The organism is Sulfurovum sp., from assembly GCF_041562805.1.
In the GTDB taxonomy this organism is placed as follows: domain Bacteria; phylum Campylobacterota; class Campylobacteria; order Campylobacterales; family Sulfurovaceae; genus Sulfurovum.
The window spans coordinates 1-19,882 of sequence record NZ_JBFFOH010000011.1 but is presented as its reverse complement, the minus strand read 5'-3'; the positions used below and the strand labels follow the sequence as shown (position 1 = coordinate 19,882).

17 protein-coding genes and 1 pseudogene are annotated in these 19,882 nt (G+C 38.5%); 9 read left to right on the top strand and 9 right to left on the bottom strand.

Annotated features, from left to right (window positions below; all coding sequences use genetic code 11):
* Nucleotides 1-26: 26 nt before the first annotated feature.
* Complete coding sequence (locus tag ABYK33_RS02850; RefSeq protein ID WP_373031419.1) at nucleotides 27-914, bottom strand: WYL domain-containing protein; 888 nt, start codon at nucleotides 912-914, stop codon at nucleotides 27-29.
* A gap of 394 nt (nucleotides 915-1,308) precedes the next feature.
* Between ABYK33_RS02850 and ABYK33_RS02845 the strand changes: the two genes are divergently transcribed.
* A complete protein-coding gene (locus ABYK33_RS02845; RefSeq protein WP_373031418.1) occupies nucleotides 1,309-1,521 on the top strand; it encodes a hypothetical protein in 213 nt (70 codons plus the stop codon).
* Nucleotides 1,522-2,147: 626 nt separating this feature from the next.
* Here the strand turns inward: ABYK33_RS02845 and ABYK33_RS02840 are convergent.
* Nucleotides 2,148-2,708, bottom strand: a complete 561-nt coding sequence (locus ABYK33_RS02840; protein WP_373031417.1) for an HPP family protein — start codon at nucleotides 2,706-2,708, stop codon at nucleotides 2,148-2,150.
* A 61-nt stretch (nucleotides 2,709-2,769) separates the two neighbouring features.
* A complete protein-coding gene (locus ABYK33_RS02835) occupies nucleotides 2,770-3,183 on the bottom strand; it encodes an Rrf2 family transcriptional regulator (RefSeq protein WP_373031416.1) in 414 nt (137 codons plus the stop codon).
* A gap of 136 nt (nucleotides 3,184-3,319) precedes the next feature.
* Between ABYK33_RS02835 and ABYK33_RS02830 the strand changes: the two genes are divergently transcribed.
* From ABYK33_RS02830 to ABYK33_RS02815, 4 genes are read left to right on the top strand one after another with little or no spacing between them, the layout of a single operon-like run.
* The gene (locus ABYK33_RS02830) at nucleotides 3,320-3,766 is read left to right on the top strand and encodes a cytochrome c (RefSeq protein WP_373031415.1); all 447 of its coding nucleotides are present in this window, start codon (nucleotides 3,320-3,322) and stop codon (nucleotides 3,764-3,766) included.
* Between the two features lie 9 nt (nucleotides 3,767-3,775).
* Nucleotides 3,776-5,158: a cbb3-type cytochrome c oxidase subunit I gene (locus ABYK33_RS02825; protein WP_373031414.1), complete on the top strand. Its 1,383-nt coding sequence runs from the start codon at nucleotides 3,776-3,778 to the stop codon at nucleotides 5,156-5,158.
* On the top strand, nucleotides 5,158-6,924 hold the full coding sequence (locus ABYK33_RS02820) for a nitric oxide reductase activation protein NorD (RefSeq protein WP_373031413.1): 1,767 nt from the start codon (nucleotides 5,158-5,160) through the stop codon (nucleotides 6,922-6,924). Before ABYK33_RS02825 ends, ABYK33_RS02820 begins: the two co-directional genes overlap by 1 nt.
* A 10-nt stretch (nucleotides 6,925-6,934) precedes the next feature.
* Complete coding sequence (locus tag ABYK33_RS02815) at nucleotides 6,935-7,717, top strand: CbbQ/NirQ/NorQ/GpvN family protein (RefSeq protein ID WP_373031412.1); 783 nt, start codon at nucleotides 6,935-6,937, stop codon at nucleotides 7,715-7,717.
* Nucleotides 7,718-7,779: 62 nt separating this feature from the next.
* Here the strand turns inward: ABYK33_RS02815 and ABYK33_RS02810 are convergent, their stop codons facing one another.
* Nucleotides 7,780-8,829 carry a lipid A deacylase LpxR family protein gene (locus ABYK33_RS02810; protein ID WP_373031411.1) on the bottom strand — a complete coding sequence of 350 codons (1,050 nt, stop codon included), beginning with the start codon at nucleotides 8,827-8,829 and terminating at the stop codon, nucleotides 7,780-7,782.
* A 141-nt stretch (nucleotides 8,830-8,970) separates the two neighbouring features.
* Between ABYK33_RS02810 and ABYK33_RS02805 the strand changes: the two genes are divergently transcribed.
* The 4 genes from ABYK33_RS02805 to ABYK33_RS02790 are packed head-to-tail and all read left to right on the top strand — an operon-like array spanning nucleotide 8,971 to nucleotide 13,271.
* Nucleotides 8,971-10,230, top strand: a complete 1,260-nt coding sequence (locus ABYK33_RS02805) for a TolC family protein (RefSeq protein WP_373031410.1) — start codon at nucleotides 8,971-8,973, stop codon at nucleotides 10,228-10,230.
* Complete coding sequence (locus ABYK33_RS02800; RefSeq protein WP_373031409.1) at nucleotides 10,227-11,417, top strand: efflux RND transporter periplasmic adaptor subunit; 1,191 nt, start codon at nucleotides 10,227-10,229, stop codon at nucleotides 11,415-11,417. The genes ABYK33_RS02805 and ABYK33_RS02800 overlap by 4 nt, the downstream gene beginning before the upstream one ends.
* Complete coding sequence (locus tag ABYK33_RS02795) at nucleotides 11,414-12,562, top strand: ABC transporter permease (protein ID WP_373031407.1); 1,149 nt, start codon at nucleotides 11,414-11,416, stop codon at nucleotides 12,560-12,562. Before ABYK33_RS02800 ends, ABYK33_RS02795 begins: the two co-directional genes overlap by 4 nt.
* A gap of 1 nt (nucleotide 12,563) precedes the next feature.
* On the top strand, nucleotides 12,564-13,271 hold the full coding sequence (locus ABYK33_RS02790) for an ABC transporter ATP-binding protein (protein WP_373031406.1): 708 nt from the start codon (nucleotides 12,564-12,566) through the stop codon (nucleotides 13,269-13,271).
* 64 nt (nucleotides 13,272-13,335) lie between these two features.
* Here ABYK33_RS02790 and ABYK33_RS02785 read toward each other — a convergent pair whose 3' ends face one another.
* The 5 genes and pseudogenes from ABYK33_RS02785 to ABYK33_RS02765 all read right to left on the bottom strand — a co-directional run.
* Nucleotides 13,336-16,443 carry an efflux RND transporter permease subunit gene (locus ABYK33_RS02785; protein ID WP_373031405.1) on the bottom strand — a complete coding sequence of 1,036 codons (3,108 nt, stop codon included), beginning with the start codon at nucleotides 16,441-16,443 and terminating at the stop codon, nucleotides 13,336-13,338.
* 1 nt (nucleotide 16,444) lies between these two features.
* Nucleotides 16,445-17,506: an efflux RND transporter periplasmic adaptor subunit gene (locus ABYK33_RS02780; RefSeq protein WP_373031404.1), complete on the bottom strand. Its 1,062-nt coding sequence runs from the start codon at nucleotides 17,504-17,506 to the stop codon at nucleotides 16,445-16,447.
* Nucleotides 17,507-18,835 (bottom strand): TolC family protein, encoded by a 1,329-nt coding sequence (locus ABYK33_RS02775; RefSeq protein WP_373031403.1) that lies wholly within the window; start codon nucleotides 18,833-18,835, stop codon nucleotides 17,507-17,509.
* Between the two features lie 83 nt (nucleotides 18,836-18,918).
* On the bottom strand, nucleotides 18,919-19,449 hold the full coding sequence (locus ABYK33_RS02770) for a YtfJ family protein (RefSeq protein WP_373031402.1): 531 nt from the start codon (nucleotides 19,447-19,449) through the stop codon (nucleotides 18,919-18,921).
* A gap of 231 nt (nucleotides 19,450-19,680) precedes the next feature.
* Nucleotides 19,681-19,882: pseudogene (locus ABYK33_RS02765) on the bottom strand (ATP-binding protein); the annotation flags it as partial.

Here is a 19,882-nt window from a genome sequence, read left to right as displayed (position 1 = left end):
ACAATGGGACAGGTGCCATTTTCCAGTCAACTATGTAATAATTGAGCTAAATTATCATTGATTTTTTTATAAACTTTATTTTTTAATTCTAGGTTATTTTGAATTGTAATGTTTGGCATCCATTGTTGAACGATTCTTTCAATTTCAAAATCTATGTTGTAGTACATCTTAACAGTAAGAGAACCATTTGATTCTTCGTCTATTAGCTCAAAAGCATCATCACTAAAAAGGTTTTCACGTTTAAAAAAATGTGCCACTTTTTGATTCAAATGTAAAACAACAAACCTGTCTTTTTTAAAAGAGCCAAATGCATTTCCTTTTTGTTCTTTTGAGAAAGGAAAATTATTTGTATATTCAACAGCCTCAATATCTAGAATCCCATTAAAGGCGAAAGTCCTTTGTTCACCTGCCTTTTCTTTATTTCGTTTGTCATACGTAACAAAACAATAGTAGGTAAATCCATTTGAATAAATTGTATTAGGTTGAATAAATTTTTCTTCTGTGGTGTCATCATTTTTTTTGTAGCTGACTTTTAAAATACAATTATTTTTTATCGCATTTTTGAACATTATAATTTTTTTTGCTAAATTGGATAACTCGGAAGTGTGAATCATAGACTTCGTGTTAATTGAGGAAATATGTTTTTCAAGTAAAGCAAAGTCATTTTTCATCAATTTATTTGTGATTGAGTCTTTAAAGGTATCAAAAAAAACTTCATTAGGAATGTATTCTGGTAGTAGGTTTTTAAAACGATATTTTCTGATTGTTATGTCATATTCAATATCTTCTATTTCTTTGATATTGTTTTCAACAGTCTTAACGCTTGAGAGGTTTAAATAGTTTGTTAAATTTTCTTTAGTACATTCTATGCTTCCATATAATGCTTTATAAATTTCAATTGTTCTTTCATTCATTTTCTACGTCCTTTTCCTTAATGATAATGATATAAAAAAAACAAGAGAATTACTACTCTTTTGCACTTGTGGAGTATTAATTATTATTTAGTACTCCATTTTTGCACAAGTTTGGTAATACTGCTTGACAAAAGAATTCCAAAAAAGGTAGAATCTCCCTAGAGTTATAAAAACTTTTTTATAGCTTATGGCGTCGCAGTATTTTAAATCGGAATATTGTGAGGGGAAATGATTTCATAGAAATCAGATAAGGTCTACTAGAAATAGTTAAACTTAATTCATAGTAAAACTTAAATGACTTTTTGGTGACTGTCATTCTAGTAAGTTTACACTTATATAGGCATTAAGAATTATTGTGAATTTACACTTTTTTGATAAAGAAAAGGAGCTAGAAATGGCAAGAAAACGGGTAAGTGTTACTTATGAGAGTGACACTGGTAGAAACCAAAAATTCCACGATAACTACAGTGGTGCAGATATGACAAGAAATCAATTCGTACGTCAAATTGAAAGTGGCAATTACTCAAACTATCATGTTCGGACTGTTAATGGGGTAAAAACTCCTGTAAGCAATCCTGATTCAAAAACGAACAATAATTTAGGATGAACAAATGCCAAGATTTATTATTAATAAGAATTCACAGTCTAATGGAGATCATGAGGTTCATAATGCAACAACAGGTTGTACTCATATGCCAAAGAGTGAAAACCAGATTGATCTAGGTTATCATAATTCTTGTCATGAAGCAGTGGCATATGCTAAACGACAATGGCCAGAACATAGAATAAATGGGTGCTATTATTGTGCTAATGGTTGTCATACGAGTTAACAAGAAAATCTCTGAAAACTAAATCCCAGGCATTGAACTCCACCTCTGATAGAAAAAGATTGATGGAGTGTAGAAAGACCTATCGCCCTTCAACTGAACACCGCATCGAAGTCTCTCGATGCGGGACTGCTCTCTCACTGCTTCGGCTTTAGTCTCTGCAATCTCCTAACTGTAGATGCCGCAAAGCCTTAATCAAAAATCACGATGTCAGATACAAAAAAGTTTGATAATGCGAAAAGTCTGCTATACGATTTAACTCTAGAATGTGTGTAAACGGAAACCATGGGCACGAGGACAACTGTCTACTTCCAGTATGGCTTCTTGAAAATGACATTTTCATAGTAAAGAAATGTCTGTTTGCCTACAGAAGTGATAGTAGTTAAAAACTTCTGATCTTTAAAGTTTAGAACCAATAACTTGGATAGTGTCTTTTTGGGTTTCCAGATATATTATTAATTATCAAACCAATGATAAGTAATATTATTGAATCGAGCAATACAGGTGTGATAACGAACAAGTATCCGAGTTTATGTGTTTGCGGACTTCCCACAATAGCTACTAATGCAGTTGCCCCTCCAGGTGGGTGAAGAGTGTTTGTTAAATACATAACAACTATAGATAAAGATACTGCGATAGCACTTAAAGTAGGAATATCAAAAGGTAAAAATTTATAAATAGTTATGCCTACTATAGTGGAGAGAATATGACCTCCTAAAAAATTACGAGGTTGAGAGAATTCAGCTTGTGGAGCTGCATATATTAAAACTGCAGAAGCACCAAATGATCCCAATAAAAATAACGCATCAGTGTGGTTAGTATCAATAATTTTATTTACAATTGAAATAGAATATATCCCGATAAAGGCTCCTAACCAGGACCAAATAACTTTAGAAAATGACCTTTTTGGATGATGTTTCTTTCCACCTTTCATTCTTTGAAAATACATTAATAATTTAGATTTCATAATAACTATAGCTCCTTAAAATGTATGGATTAAAATTCGATATTAATTTGCAAGCACAGAGCTATTTTTTGTTACCTTTACCCAAAAGATCTTCGAGAGTAGTTTCTTTAAACATAATTTGTATCAAATGTTTTGGAGCCATCCATTGATCATGCAAAGCACATTTATTGATATTATCACAGTAGCCTGCTCCTAAGATACATTGTTCGTCGTGTAAAGAATCATTAAAGGTATCTAAGACAGATGATATTGGTAGTTCTAATGCAGAACTCTCTAAAGCGTATCCACCTTCTCTTCCTTTTATAGATTTGACGAATCCAGCTTTTACAAGGTTCCCCATGATCTTTGTCAAAAATTTATAAGGAATATCCAAGGTCTTAGATAGCTCTGGCGAGGTGCTTAGACAATCTTTATTTTGATTTGCCAGATAAATTAAAATTCTTATAGCGTATTGGGATGTGTTTTGTAGTTGCATTTCAGACCTTTACACTTCAATTGTTCCTCTAAGTGTAATCAAAAAATCTTTATTATCTACTTAAAGGTAGATTTAAATTTAAGTTGATACCATTTCAATAACTACTAGCAGGTAGATTTTAATAACAGGAGTTACAATGGCTGAGCGTATAACTAAAAATATGGCTAAAAACATCTATTTTGGTGGAGGCGTATTTGCAATTTTGGTATTTGTAGGACTGACGTTTGATACAGTTCAACAAATACCAAAATTAAGCCATGAAGAGAAGCTTACTGAATCAGTTGCTCTCGGTAAAAAAGTATGGGAAGACAATGATTGTATCGGCTGTCATACCTTACTTGGAGAAGGCGCATATTATGCCCCCGAGCTTGGAAATGTATTTGAACGTATAGCTGGAGGAGATGAAAAAGTATTTAAAACGTATCTATTAGGATGGATGGCGGCTCAGCCATTAGACACCCCTAACAGAAGGAAAATGCCTCAATTTCACTTGAGCCCCGTACAAATAAACAATCTAGCAGACTTTTTAATCTGGTCATCGAGAGTGAATAACCAAGAATGGCCACCAAATACTCAAGGATAAGGAAAACATATGAGATATCAATCGCAAATGGTCGCAAAACCATATTTTATTTTTGCATTAATTCTTCTGGTAGGAGAAATTCTTTTTGGCATTGCTATGGGAATACAGTACCTTTACGGCGACTTTTTATTCCCGGCAATTCCGTTCAATGTACTTCGTATGGTACACATTAATTTACTCATAGTTCTCTTACTATTTGGATTCATGGGTGCTACTTATTATCTAATACCTGAGGAGAGCGAAAGAGAACTATGGAGCCCCCTGCTCGCTAAAATTACCTTTTGGGTATTTGCCGCAGCCGGCGTAGCGACAATACTTGGTTATCTTTTTGTACCGTATTCAACATTGGCAGAGATTACTTTTAACGAGTTGTGGCCTACTATGGGCCGCGAGTTTTTAGAACAGCCGACAATTACAAAAATAGGTATTGTTCTTGTTGTGTTATCGTATATTTTAAACACGACGATGACCGTATTAAAAGGTCGAAAAACAGTTATCTCTACGATTTTATTAACGGGTCTTTTCGGCTTGGCATTTTTCTTTCTGTTTGCCTTTTACGTACCTGACAACCTCGTTATGGATAAGTTTTTCTGGTGGTTTGTAGTCCATTTATGGGTCGAAGCCACATGGGAACTGATCTTGGGGGCTCTTTTGGCATTTGTCCTGATTAAAACGACAGGTGTTGATCGTGAGCATATTGACAAATGGCTCTACTTGATTATTGCAATGACGCTAATCTCGGGACTGGCAGGAACAGGACATCACTTTTTCTTCATAGGAACCCCTGGCTACTGGCTATGGATCGGTTCAATTGCATCTGCTGCAGAGCCTATTCCATTTTTCCTGATGATTCTTTTCGCATACAATATGGCCAAAAACCGTCGTATACAACATGACAACAAAATGGCATTGACCTGGGCCAAAGGCACTGCTGTAGTAGGCTTTTTAGGTGCTGGCGTCTGGGGTTTTATGCATACCCTTGCACCTGTTAATTTCTATACCCACGGAACACAATTAACAGCTGCACATGGACACCTGTCCTTTTTTGGTGCCTATGTCATGATCTGTTTTACATTGATATCGTATGCAATGCCTATTCTCCGTGGACGTCTACACGGTAACGGACCAAAAGCACAAAAGGTAGAACGCATTAGCTTCTGGTTGATGGTTATCGGCATGATTGGACTGACTTTAGCCCTTACGGTTGCAGGTGTTATTCAAATCGTTTTACAAAGGTTACCTAGCTCCTCTGAAGCACTTAGCTTTATGGAGACACAGGCAGAGATCTCTATGGTGTATGGTATTCGTCTAGCATTTGGGCTTATGGTTTTTGCCGGTCTGCTTACCTATTTTTATAGCTTTTTTGTTAAAGAAGAGAAAGTAGCTGCATAATGGATGAAAAAGTCGGTAAGTTTTGGGACCATTATGTCACCAAAAAAGCATCTCATGCTTTTGAACATGAACAAGTCGATTTCAATCATAAAGCGAAGGCATTAAAACTATTTTATCATCTCCTAGGAGGTGATAAAGGAAAAGAACTGCACACTACCGACAAACGATCGATGAAGACATCAAGAACATTACTTGAGATTATTTCGGGGACAGGTCAAACTTTTTTCCTTGCCTGGCAAGATGAAAAAGGTATCTACCTTCCCCCTTCACTATCATACTTCCCTGATAAGAAATATAATGAAATGCATTATTTCTGGCTTATTGCAATGCTCGCGAATGTCAATATCAATAGTGACAACATTACAAATGAAAATAAAAAAGGCATAAACGTTCTGACAAACAAGTACAAAGGATTCAGAGAGTTTTATGATTATGCTCAAGTTTTTTTGAGTGACCATTATTTTAAATTATCATCTATTGACTCTTTTGACGAAAATCCAATAAATCATAATTATCCAACGCCTCTTTGGGTCTATCCATCTTTATCATGCAGAAACAAATCCCCCGATCTTGATGATGAAGAGGAACCAGGAAGAGAACAGGATGAGCAACATAAAACAGAAATTTTAAAAATGAAGAAAAGATCACAACAGATCGATGACAAAAAAGAGACAGATGGTTTTTTACTTTTTTTGCCTGAGTCGCTTATGAGTCTTATGGAACATGTCAATGTCGACAGGCAGGAGAATGACAGTTTTGATGAAGATGCACTTTACCATGCTGAAGATCTAGATGAAATAACACTTGGACAAAAAGATGCCAATCTCTCCGCAAGAATTAAAATGGACTTGGATATCTCTGCAAATAGCGTAGAACAATATCCGCTCGGAAAAGGGCACATGATAGATGAATGGGATTATAAAAAAGAAAAATACCTGAAAAATTATGTGTGTATAAAACCGTCCATTCCGATCAATGTACAAGCTGTTGCCTTACCAAAGCGACTTCAAAAAATGATGCGTCGTATTCAAAACGAACTCGACCTGATGGAACTTGACAGGATTAAAAAAGACAACCTGCCTTACGGTGATGAGATCAATATTGATACCTGGATCGATTATAAAGGACATCAAAATCGTTCAAACCATCCACAAAGGTTTTTTGAAACCTTCGAGAGAAAAACAAGAGATATCTCAACGTTGATCCTGGCGGATGTTTCACTCTCCACCGAAGCCGGGATAACACAGGAAATTCGGGTCATAGACATGATAAAAGATGCTTTGATGGTCTTTTCAGAGTCACTGCAGAGGCTTCAGGACAGATTCGCGATCTATACCTTTTCATCGATTAAAAACACAAAAGTAAACTTTAATATCATCAAAAACTTTAAACAGAAATACACTGATGAAATTCGCGGTCGTATTGATGCCGTTAAACCGGGATATTATACCCGCATGGGTGCAGCCATACGTGAGAGCGGTAAGATTTTAGAAAAACAGCAAAGCCGGAACAAACTGCTGATTATTCTAAGCGATGGCAAACCCAATGATGTGGATAGATATGATGGGCGATATGGCATAGAAGACACCAAAAAAGCGATCCAAGAGGTTAAAGAAAAAGGGATAACACCCTTTTGTATCACTATTGACCTCGATGCAAAAGAGTATCTTCCCTATCTCTTTGGGGCCAACTCTTTTGCCGTTATCCGCGATGCTAAAAAACTGCCAAAAGTTTTACCGCAAATATATATGAACTTAACACAATAAAGGAAAAGAAATGTCCAAAACTTACTATTTACCCCAATCCAATGAAGTCGAACTATTTAAGGCGGCTGCCGGAATGAATTTGCCTATTCTTATAAAAGGTCCGACTGGATGTGGAAAAACACGATTTATTGAAACGATGGGCGATGAATTAGGACGGGAAGTTTACACGGTTGTCTGCCATGATGATTTGAGTGCTGCTGATCTGGTTGGTCGTCATCTCATCGATGAAAATGGCACCTATTGGCAGGATGGACCGCTGACGAAGGCAGTAAGGAATGGAGGTATTTGCTATCTTGACGAAATTATAGAAGCGCGAAAAGACACGACTGTTGTGTTGCACTCTCTAGCAGATTATCGTAGAGTCTTACCGATCGATAGAACAGGTGAAGTGATACAAGCACATCCAGATTTTATGCTGGTGGTATCATATAACCCAGGGTATCAAAATATATTAAAGGGTATGAAGCCGAGCACAAAACAGCGATTCTTGTCGCTGAGTTTTGACTATCCGGAAGCTGAGATTGAAAAAGAGATACTCATCCAAGAGAGCAGTGTCGATAGCAAGAGTGCTCAAAAACTCGTCGATATTGCTGCTGAGATACGCCAACTCAGCGATAGCGACATTCAAGAAGCAGTATCGACAAGACTTCTCATTTATGCCGGGAAATTGATTGCAAAAGGATTTGACCCTTATCAAGCGTGTATGCATTCAATAGTATCATCCCTTAGTGATGAGGAGGATGTTTTGGAAGTACTTGAAAAGCTTATAGCCTTACATTTTAGTAAGAGTTGATATGTCTGATATAGTCTCAAAAGATCAAGAAAAAAATGTCAAACTACGGAGATAAAGGAGAATTAGAACTTCCATAACAATGATGCCGCACCATATGAAAGTGTATTATCCGAAGGATTAGATAATGAAAATTTTATTTGCTTAGTAAGCGAGAGTTCAAAATCTTGAAAGTAAAAGCTCAACGAAAGAAGTGCATCGCCTAAATAGGGTTTTCTCTGGATGTTGTAATCGGTATCGGCATCAGTCACGTAAAAATATGCAATCCCGTTAAGTGTAAGACCAAGGTTGACTGACCAGCCAAACTCCTCAGAACTCTCCTGAAGCCCCAAAAGAGCACTATCGCCTATTACATCAGAGTAAAATGCATTGAAGTTATCTGGGTAATTATTGCCTACTCGCCAGACACCTCTTGCGGCTGCACCAGTGTAAAAGTTTCCAAGTTGTATCCCGTAACTTCCAATAAAATCTGAAGAGAGACCATATCCAATTTCTTTTTGCCATAGCCTGGTGCCATGATCGTAAGTGATACCTGCCGTAAGGTGGTTGCCAAGTTGGGTGTCCCATCCTTGAGGTTGAGTGCTGTGTGTTAATCGATGGAAAAATTTTTGTACGTTAGCTGCACCAGAAAGTGGACCGACGATTCCAAATTGAAGTTTATATTCGTCATAGCTATTGGAATCATATTCAAATAAGAAAAATGAAAATATAAGATGCCCGGTATACGGGATATCATCGTAATTCGCTTCGGTAGCTGTAATATCTTGGGGAGTGAACATCATTTGATAGAGACTAAAACCTGCATTGTGTTTTTTGTGTGGATCTAAATACAAATAAGGAATGGCGTCAATTGTTTTATACATAAGCTGAGAATAGTTGATTTGTTCATCTTTATGCAGTGAGTCATCCAGCCATCCAATGCGTACGCCGTTTGTGTAGTGCTTATCTGTTCCGGCAAATAGATCATTTTCAAATAAAATGGAGATCGTGTCACTTTTAAGTGGCGTGACCAAGAATAATAAACAAATAAAAAGTCGATAAATTGAATGCAAAGAGAAACGAATATTCCAGGTTAACAGTGACTTATTGTATTCAGTGTTATCGGGATTTCTCATGAAGGTATCTTAGACTTTCCATATTAATCGAACGTTAAATCGGCTATTGCGTAACAGGTGATATGTTTTTTCTTAACGTTGCGTTTATACGAAAGTTCTAAGATATTTACATAGATGCACATATTATGTCAAGAGGTCAACATGAAAAGAAACATACTTATATCTTTTCTACTTTCATTGCCTTTAATGGGGCAGATGCTTACTATGCAGCAGTGTGTGGAACAAACACTCTCGAACCATCCCGATATCAAGATATTTATGTTAAAAGTGGCACAAAGTGAAAAGAGCTACGAGGCATCACGCGCTAACTATTTTCCTCAGATGACCCTGATAGGAGAGTATGATCCGTTTCGTACCTATGTCATGCCGCAAAATGGGCAATTCCAGACCATTGATAATGATGGTTGGTCTGCTGGAGCTATAGTGCAACAGAAAGTATGGGATTTTTCCAAAACAACCTCACTGGTGAAAGCCGAACAAAATGAACAGAAGATTGCAGAACTATCTTTTAACGATGCGAAGGCTGCGATGGTCTACAAGGTTCAATCTCTTTATGCGCTGATGGTGGTTCAGAGAGAGGCTGTTGTAGTCAGACGTAAAGATATGGAAGCCAAACAAGCATTGTATGCTCAGGCAAATGCACTGGTTGTACAAGGTCTCAGGACAGAGGCTGACGCCAGCCGTTTTCTTGCAGCTTATTTTCTGGCAAAAGATAATCTTGGCATCGCACAAGCTTCGCTGGATAAGACACGTACTACGATGGCTCTATATATAGATGCACCGATACCGGAAGATGTTGAACTCGAATCTGATGTGATAAAACATGGCATACCTAGGATAGAGAGCAATCCTATATTGCAAGATGCGATGCTCGCGAACAATTTGCAGATTAAGATCGCTTCGCAGAGTATTGATAAGAACAAACTACAGTACCGTGCAGCCCAAGCAAGCCATTATGGATCTATAGATGCGTTTGCTTCATATACCTATCAGGACACATTGAACCGTTATGACACCAGTTCGGTCGGGGTACTATTGACGATTCCGCTTTATTCAGGCGGACGTATCGGAGCAGAGGCGCAGCGTGCTCGAATCGGTATAGATGTCGCAAGAGAACAGAGGTCCTCCAGGATCATTGCCCTGCGTGAAGAACTTAACGCGCTGCTTATTGATCTGAAGCGCTATGAAAAAAGTATTGAAGCAAAACAGGCACAGTTAAATTCGGCCGAAGCGACACGAAAGGTGCTCGAAGCCCGTTATAAAGAAGGGCTCTCCACCTATATTGAAGTGCTTGATGCCACGGCACTTTACTTGAATGCAGAGCTAGGTTTGCTCGAGGCACTGTATGGCCGAAAGGTAGCAGTAAACAATCTTGAATATCTTATAGGAAAAGAAGAATGATAAATGTTATGACAGAATTGAGCAAACGTCTTAATAGTCTCTACAAAAATGGGGCAACATATATGATAATTTTATTAGTCGTTGTTTTGGGCGGAGCGTTCTTTTATTTTAAAGTCTATCTGCCTAAGAGCACTTTCAGGACAATTCATCCTACTGTGGGAAAGCTTGATGTCAAGGTCTTCGGTATTGGAGAAGTAAATGCGAAAGAGATTTATCCTGTCAGTTCACAAACGGGTGGAAAAATATTGACAGTAGAGACCGATCAGGGGTGCTGGGTAAAAAAAGGTGATCTTTTGGCTACTGTTGACCCGGTGGATATGCCGCATCTGTATGCAGAATCACGAATTTCAGCTACAAAAGCACGTTACGGATTACTGGCACTACAAAAAGAGCTAGAGAGCTTGAATGCACAAAAACGATTGATTCGTGTGACTTATGAACGCTATGAAAGACTTCAGAAGCAGGGGTACGCGGCACAAGCCGAATATGATAAAGCGAAGGCTGATATGCAAAGTATTGATGCTCAGATCGCTGCAACATTGGCAAATGTTGACTCTAGCAAGAGCGAAATTGCACGGGCAGAAAAGAGTGTAGACAGTTTTAAAGAGAAATTGTCGCGTTTCAAGATATATGCTCCGATAGACGGTTTTGTTATTGCAAAGGATGCGGAGGTGGCCCAAACACTTCAGGTATCACAGCCCATCGTTCGCATCGTTGATCCTAAGACGGTTTGGGTTAAAGCCTATATTGATGAACGCATCAGTGGCAAAGTTGCGATAGGTAATACCGCCTTTATTACCCTTCGCTCGCGTGATGGTGTGTCTCTATCTGGTCATGTAGCACGTATCGCGACCATGAGTGATGCAGTGACTAAAGAGCGAGAAGTGGATGTGGCATTCGATGTACTTCCGATTCCTTTTTACATCAATGAGCAAGCCGAGGTTTCGATAATTACTGAGACGATAGATGCTATCGTTAAAGTACCTCACTCACTGTTACGTCAACAAAACGGGTTAACAGGTGTCTGGGTACTCAAAGAAGGGCGTGCACATTTTCAACCGCTGAATATAACTGCTCGAGGCGAAGATGGGGTTGGAGTTGCAGAAGGTCTTCCTTTAGTAAGTCGATTAATCGTCCCTGATGCCAATAAAAAACCGCTATCAGAAGGGATGAGAGTCTACCAATGATCAATCTGGCACAAAAAGATATTGCACATACCTTGGGCAAATTTCTTGTCACAGCTATGGGGGTCGGGATGCTGTTGGGACTCGTTCTTATTATGATCGGTGTTTACCGGGGGATGATGGTGGATGCTGAGATACTTCTCAAAGACATTAACGCTGACCTCTGGATTGTACAGGAGGGTACATTGGGCCCATTTGCAGAAGCATCGAGAGTGCATGAAGATATTAAAGATACAATGCAAGTCATTGCAGGTATTGATAAGAGCGAAGCACTGACTTTTCAAAACCTTCAATTGCCTCATGTAAACAAATCAATTCGGGTGATGGCCGTAGGTTTTGATCCGTATGGAACTATTGATCCAATTAATCCAGAGCGTCTGATAAATGGTAAAACGCTGGATAGAGACCATTACCAGATCGTCGTATCAGAGGAAACAAGATTCAAACTTGATGATAGTATCAGACTGGGCAATGATATTTACCATGTTGTTGGTATTACCAAAGGGACAGTTTCATCTGGCGGTGATTTATTGGTCTATATCAGTCTTAAAGATGCGCAGCGGCTACAATTCCTTTATTCAAACGCTAGAATCCGAAGCGACCGGGCACGTGGTATATTGAACGGCGAGAATATCAAAATGGTCAACGCAGTTGTTGCTACACTTAAGCCGGGTTATAACGTTGACTCTGTAGCAGAAGAAATAAGACAATGGAAACATAAAAGTGTATATACCAGAACAGAGCAGAAGATGATTTTAACAAAGAACCTTATTGAACGTTCATCAAAACAGATCGGACTATTTACAGCAATATTGGTCGTTGTGTCAACCATCATCATTGCACTTATCATTTACACGATGACACTTGAAAAGATCAAAGAGATCTCAATTATGAAACTCATAGGAATACCTAACAGCATGATTATCAAAATGATCGTTCAGGAGACTATCATACTTGGTTTTTTGGCCTTTATCTTTGGTAATGTTTTTTCTCATCTTATCGCTGACAACTTTCCGAAACGAGTAGTGTTGGAGATTCCGGATGCCTGGGTACTATTTGGTGTTGTCATAGTGGCTTCCATTCTCTCTTCATTTGTGGGAGTTCGAAAGGTTATTCATGCGGATCCAGCTGCAGCAATAGGAGGCTAATATGGATAGACAAGGAATTCGTATCGAGAATTTGGTCAAAAGGTTTGGTAAAGGGGAGAGTCTTGTTAATGTCATTGATGGCGCCTCCTTCCTTGTCAACAAGGGCGAGCTTATTGCTCTTGTTGCCCCTAGCGGTGCTGGTAAAACCACCCTGCTGATGATGATCGGCTGCGTACTTGAACCTACCTCAGGAAGAATATGGCTTGGAACTGAAGAAGTGTATCATGATCAATGGATTCGAAACGACACACGTCGTATTCGCCGTGAAAAGATCGGTTTTATTTTTCAAGCGCACTATTTGATTCCTTTTATCAATGTTATAGATAATGTGACTCTACTGCCACAAACAAATGGTCTCTCAAAAGAACGGGCAGAGGCTAAAGCTATGGAGTTGTTGACCTATTTTGATATTGCAGATAAGGCTAATTTCATGCCGTCTCAGCTTTCTGGGGGTCAAAATCAACGTGTTGCAATTGCTCGTGCACTTGCGAATGAGCCGGAAATTATTTTAGCGGATGAACCGACGGCAGCACTTGATTTTGAACGTTCAGTCAGTGTAGTACAGATGCTTAAAAAAATTGCTATAGAACAGAATGTTGCCATCATTATGGTGACGCATGATGAGCAGATGTTACCTTACTGTGACAAGGTGTTGAAGATTGAAAAGAAAAAGGTCATTACTGTCAATTCATCGATTCCAATGATCTAACTTCTTCAATTGAGGAACAGTAATAAATCTATGGTATCGATTTTAATGATGACATAGAATGGTTCTAGAACTCTTCTTCTTTTAATTCATCTTCACGTACGGTCCAGATAAAAACAAGAGGAATAAATAAAAGTGTTAAAAATGTACCAACTAACAGTCCGCCGATAGCAACAGCACCTAAAGGTGCAAGACGTTCGAGACCGATTGCTGAACCCATAGCTACGGGTAACATTCCTACAGAAACAGCTAATGCTGTCATAAGGACAGGCCTAGTACGAATTCGGATACTTTCAAACATCGCTTCGCGTTTAGACATGCCAGTCTGCATCTTCTCCATTGCAAAGTGGATAAGTAGAATTGCGTTATTGACAATAATACCTGATAACAAGATAAAGCCCATCATCGCCGGCATGGAGGTATGATAATACATAAGCAACATCATCCATGAAGCACCAATGATTGTTAATGGAATAGAGACTAAGATCATCAGAGAAATTTTTATTGAATTAAAAAGTGTAATTAGTGTAAAAAAGATCAGTACTAGAGCAAAGGCGATTGCTCCAATCATCCGTTCTGCAGAACTTTTAAACTGTTTTATATCACCTGTTTGTTCCATTGTGACAGAAGCAGGTAGGATAATCTCTTTCGAAGCCTTTTCAAAATTTTCCATGATATGTGAAATAGCTGCTTTCTCTCTAAACCCATAGACATTCAGGGTGTAGTTCAAACCTTCGCGCGTAATAAGTGAAGGTTCTGTCAATATTGTCACCTTTGCTACAGCCGAGAGTGGAATTTTTCCTTTTGGTGTCGTCAGCAATATGGAACTTAGCGTTCTTACATCGTTACGTTTTGCTTCATTAATCCAAATACGAATACCAAAGTCATTACTGTTTTGTAGACCAAAGGATGCAACTTTCGCACCACGTATATAAATTTGAAGTTGACGTATTATTTCAGCATTATTTATACCATAAAGGGCAGAACGTTGTTCATCTATTTCGAGATCAAATACACGCTTGTTCCGTTCCCATGTTTTTGAAACAGAAACAAGGCCCTGTGTATTACGCATTGCATCAGCTATCATTTCTCCTGCAACTTCAAGATCACCAAGATCTGGACCGGAAAGCGTAACGTCAATATTGGCACGAATACTTGCCAATGCAGTCGCTCCATAGTCAACTACGTCCAAAGTGTTGATATTTTTTATCTGTGAGAGCTCACGGCGAAGTTTACGCTCTATTTCCCAAATATTCTCTTTGCGTTGATAACGGTCAACATAGGTAGCCGTAATAACAATATGGTCAATGCCGCTACCGCTACCTATACTCATGATACCTGCTTCAGAACCAATAGATGATGAAAGACGTAAAAGTTCACCATGTTCGGCAATGATTTGATCAGCTTCTTTAATAATCTGTTTACTTGCCTCAATCGGTAAGTTTGGGTCAACGGTAATTGAAATCTTGACCCCGCCGGTATCCATTGGGGGCATTAACTCTTGACCAACGGTTGGCATGACCCCTTTTACACTCGTAACAAAAAGAAATAACAAGGCGAGAAAATATGCAGTTGCAATTGCTTTGTTATCAAGAGCTGCTTTAACAGCATTGGCAAAGAAGGTAGCGATTTTTTTGTTGACAAGACCTGTGAAACGTTCGAACAATGCTTCCGATTTTAAGACCCATGGATGCTGGATAGCCAAAATTTTTAGCGAAAGTAATGGAACGGCAGAAATAGAAATAACGTATGAAGCTGCTAGTGCAAGCAGGAGTGTTCCAACCAGAGGCTGAAAGACAGTTTGGGGATAGCCTCCGACAAATAGCATTGGAGATAACGCTATCATCGTCGTTACAGTCCCTGACAGATCGGCAAACATGATCTCTTTTGTTCCTGCAAAAACCGCTTTATGAATTTCATCATGCTCCTCCTTGTAATGTCGTTCTATATTTTCCATAACGACGACAGTATCGTCGAGTAGAAGACCCAGTGCAAGAATGATCGCTGTAAGTGTCACAACATTAAACTCTATACCAAAAATCCACATCAGTGCAATAGTTGATGAATAGACTATCGGAATGGTAATAAGGACAACGACAACCTGTCTAAAACTTGCCAAAAAGAAAAAGACCACAAGAGTGGACATAATAATCGCATCACGAAGGGACTCGAACATATTAGTCGTACTCTGGACAATGGTGTCTTTTTGTGTGTCTGTAATTTCGAAATCAAGATTTGGATATTGAGACTTTATCGTTTTGAGTTCTTCTTCAACGCGTTCTATACTCTTCACAACATCAGCATTTTCCGAACGTTGCACAGCAATAGCGATGGCCTCTTTTTGATTGCCAAAATAGAGTGCAGAATTTTCGTAGTGACCAAAATAAATAGTTGACACATCATTAAGTGTTATGTCGGGGGTGATGTGCATTGCTTTTAGAGCAGCTATACTGTCACGTTTTCCCGTAGATTTTAATAGGTAACGGTCCCTGTCACTATTGATAAAACCTATGGCATAGTCGTCATCATTGCTTTTTATCGTAGCTAGGACATGGCTCATGTCGAGCCCATATTGATCCAGCTTTTCCTTATTAATGATTATCTGTAGTTCTTTATCGTATCCACCAAAGATGTCAATATTTGCTATTCCACTCAGTTTGATTAGACGGTGTTTGATCTCATTCTGCGCTAATTGACGAATATCCTCGAGAGGGATATCACCGTTCTTTGGACTTACAGCTATAGTAATAATGGGTGCCGTTGCTGATGTTATTTGTAAGATTTTTGGAGGCAAAATCGTGATAGGCAGCTTCCCTTTGATCTTGTCAAGTGCGTTACTGACATCACCAGTGGCCGCATCGATACCTTTTATGTATTCAAACTCTGCGTTGATGATACTGACTTCATCAATGGTGGTAGAGTAGACACGACGAATTTTATCAAGTGTGTATAGCTCTTCTTCTACAGGAACGCTCACATTAGAGGCTAGGGATTTAGCTGAGGCACCTGGGTGAACAATAACCACAGCAATTGTGGGATAATTGGAATCTGGAAATAATTTTCGATCTAGTTTTTGGTAGCCGATTATCCCCAAAAAGATAAAAAGCGTTAAGAAAGAGTATATGAAGTAGGGACGACGTAGCATCGCCTCTACCCATGAGGATGACTTTTTCATATTACTTTTCCTCTATCAGGTCAAACGAACCGTGTGCAGGTAATAGTGCAAGTTTTGCTTCAGACGCTATCGCAATAGGAGAGGTTGTACATTCTGATATGATTGCGTCTTTCTCGTCCTGTAGGATGACAGTGACCTCAAAAGGCTTAAAGCGGCCCTTTTCATATAGCATAACTGTTGTTTTGTCCTTGCGGTGAAGAATCGCATTTAACGGGATACTGCATCCTTTGGCCTCGCCAACAACGACCTTAATGTTTACGAAGGACTTATTGGCATATGATAGAGACTTAGATGGTTTTACTTCTGCAATGAGCATCGCATTTTTTGCATCATCATAACGACGCAAAATTGAACCGATAACATGGTCATCGACAAGCACTTTTTGTCCTTCAATAATTGCCTGTGAGTTCTCAGTATATGAAAATAAAAGCTTTTGGTCATCAGAGTTAAGAGAGACTATAGGCTTACCAGGAACGGCAAGATTGCCTGCGTCAACGTAGATTGTCCCGACACGTCCGCTGAAAGGGGCTTTTATATTATAATATTTTAGTTGCGCATTAAGCTGGTTTATCTTCTCTGTAGTACTCTCAAGTTCAGAAAGTTTCTTGTTGTAGAGGACATTCAAGTTGTCAAATTTTTCTTGAGATATGGCATCAACATCTAATAGTTTTCTATTACGATCAAGAGATTCTTTAGTTTTGGCAACATCAATGGTCAATGCTTTTAGCTGCTTTTGGAGCGAGGCAATATTAGCACGAATCTCGGCATCATCTAAAGAGATAAGGTTTTGCCCTTGTTTGACGATATCATTTTCTTTTACATGAATTTTTTTGATTTCAGCAGAAAACTTGGACGCGATAAGTGCATTTTTACTTGCAAGTAATTGTGCGAGAAAGTTACGAGTCGCACGGATCGTTTTTATTGACGCATTTACGGTGTCCACTCTATAAGAGTGAACCGTTGGTAACGGTAGCTCATCGACAGCCTTTTTTTGTTTTGTTAAAAATACACCCGCCGCAATTACGATGGCAATAACAAGTGCGATATAGAAAATTTTTTTCATTTATTTATCTCCCTTTTCAAGTAGGTAATCCAAGTAATAACGTGCTCTCTGATAACTGTACTTTGCGTTGATGACTTGTGCATATGCAAGTATCTTATTAGCCCTTGTAGCCAATAAATCTGTTAATGTCAGTGCGTTATTGTCATAACGAATTTGTTCAATTTTTTCTGTCTCACTTAATAATTCATATTGAGATGAGGCACTTTTGTATTGTGAAGAAGCTAGTTTAATGTTGTTTTGAGCAATGGCAATGTTTTTGCGGAGTTCAATTTTAAGACCTTCGCTTTCAAGTCTGGCATCCATATACTCAAGCTTGGATATTTGAATTTCGGAAGAAGTCGCACCAAAGTCCAAGATATTCCATTTTAGGTGTACACCTACTTGCCAAATATCCTGATTGTTCCAGTCTCCTTTGTTTAAAACAATTTCATTATTGTAAATGGTATCTGCATCATTGGGGCCAAAGTTTTGTCCATAGTATGCGCCAAAGTCAATCATTGGGTAATAGCTTGATTTACTTTTATCAATTTTCTTTGCGCTGGTTTTAATAGCAATTTCAGTGGCTTTATAACGATCGAGAGTAGTAATTTCCATATTTTGAATATTCTTTTCTTGCGCAATATCTATGTCGATATTGAGTGGTTCAGCTTTATCAAATTCTTTTCCCCCCGTTAGTGAAGTCAATGATGCCTTGATGATCGCTATATTAGTTTCTATTTCACTTTCTTGAGTATGACTGGCTTCAATACTATTTTTGGCTTTTAAAACATCGATCTTCGATTTACTTCCTAAGCTGTGCCCTTTTATGATATGTGCTAATAATCTATTTTGGGCCTTAGTATATGTATATTGTGCATCCAACTGTTCTTGGAGTGCAAGTAGGGTCAAATATAGATTCCGTACATTGTATATCAACTCTTCACGTCCAAGCTTATGTTTGATCGAAGTAGATTGATACAGAAGATCTGAGATACTATAAGCATTCTGTTGTGCGAATCCATCAAAAAGTATTACGTTATAGGCTATGCCCGTAGTGAACATGTCTTTTGTTGTCGGTATTTCAGCTGAGGCCCCAGGAACATTAATCAATGATGCAGGTGTTAATGGCGCGAGTGTGCGCGGGAGATTATAGTGATCATAAGAGGCAATAAAATCAAGATTTCCATAGTTCCGTGCCTGTTTGTTATCACGCATTGACTTCGAACGATCGATAGCAATATTGGATTGTTTAAGAGCATTGTTATTCTCTAAAGCATAAGTTATAGTCTGTTCTAATGTCATTGCATGAAGCATTAAAAATGAAAAGAGGAGTAAAAAAAGAGGCTTCATATTGTTTGATTCCTGAATAAAGAGTGTTGAAATATTATATCTAAGGCATTAGCCAAATGTTAAAACCGTAAAACTAACTAAAGCTACTGGACTTGCGAACGGATGAGTGTGTTGATTTGAGATATCTCATCTTCTTTCCACGTGCCAGAATGACTGTAGATGACTTTACTATCGCGATTGATGACAAGTGTGTTGTACTCATTGTCAGTAAGTCTCCATTTTTTTATTAAAATTGAATTGTTATCGAGAATATATATACGTTTTGGGTACTCAGTTAATTTATTTTTCATAAGAGATTTAATCATAAAAGTTGGTTTCCAGGTTGCTTTTAAATTTATGATCACCAAAATTTGAAACTTCCGGAAATCAAGTTCTTTCTCGAACGCTTCAATAGTAGGTTTAAAAATTTCACCTTTGTTTTTTTCATCAGGGTCAACATACATTAACATAGTTGTTTTACCCTGCAATGTTGATGAATCCCAAGTCTCGCCATTATAATGGCCCCCATTGTCATCAGAGAGAGTAATTAGAGGGAGCGTTCGGTGAATGTCCATGTCTGCCGATAATTCAGCAATAGTTAAACTGAACATTATTAGTAGAAGGATTTTATTCATAGCAATAACCTTTGTAGCTAAATATTTAATTTGATAGCCTATACGGATAAAATGATATTGGAACGGCGTTAAGTGAATGTTAATTTGATTGCAAGGCGCATATGTCTTGGTTGGGTAACACTAAATATCGACAACGATGCTATTGTTGTCTCCGCAGTTTTAAAAAGATTTACTAGAAATAATGAATCGTTAGTAGTATAGTTTATTGGAATGTAGTATTGTTAATTGGAAATGACAGCCGCCGCCAAAGACCGATGCCGGTGTTGAAGTGTGGTGGGGTGACCTAAAGGGTCGCAAGGGGCTGAAGTGCGGTTCGCTCCCTTCAAGGGAGTCGAGCTTGGCAATGTCGAGCAGTTCATCTGAGGTGACGGGTGGCAGAATGTAGTGCAGACGCTTGGCGATCATGGACTTTCCGCATCCGGGGCTCCCTTCG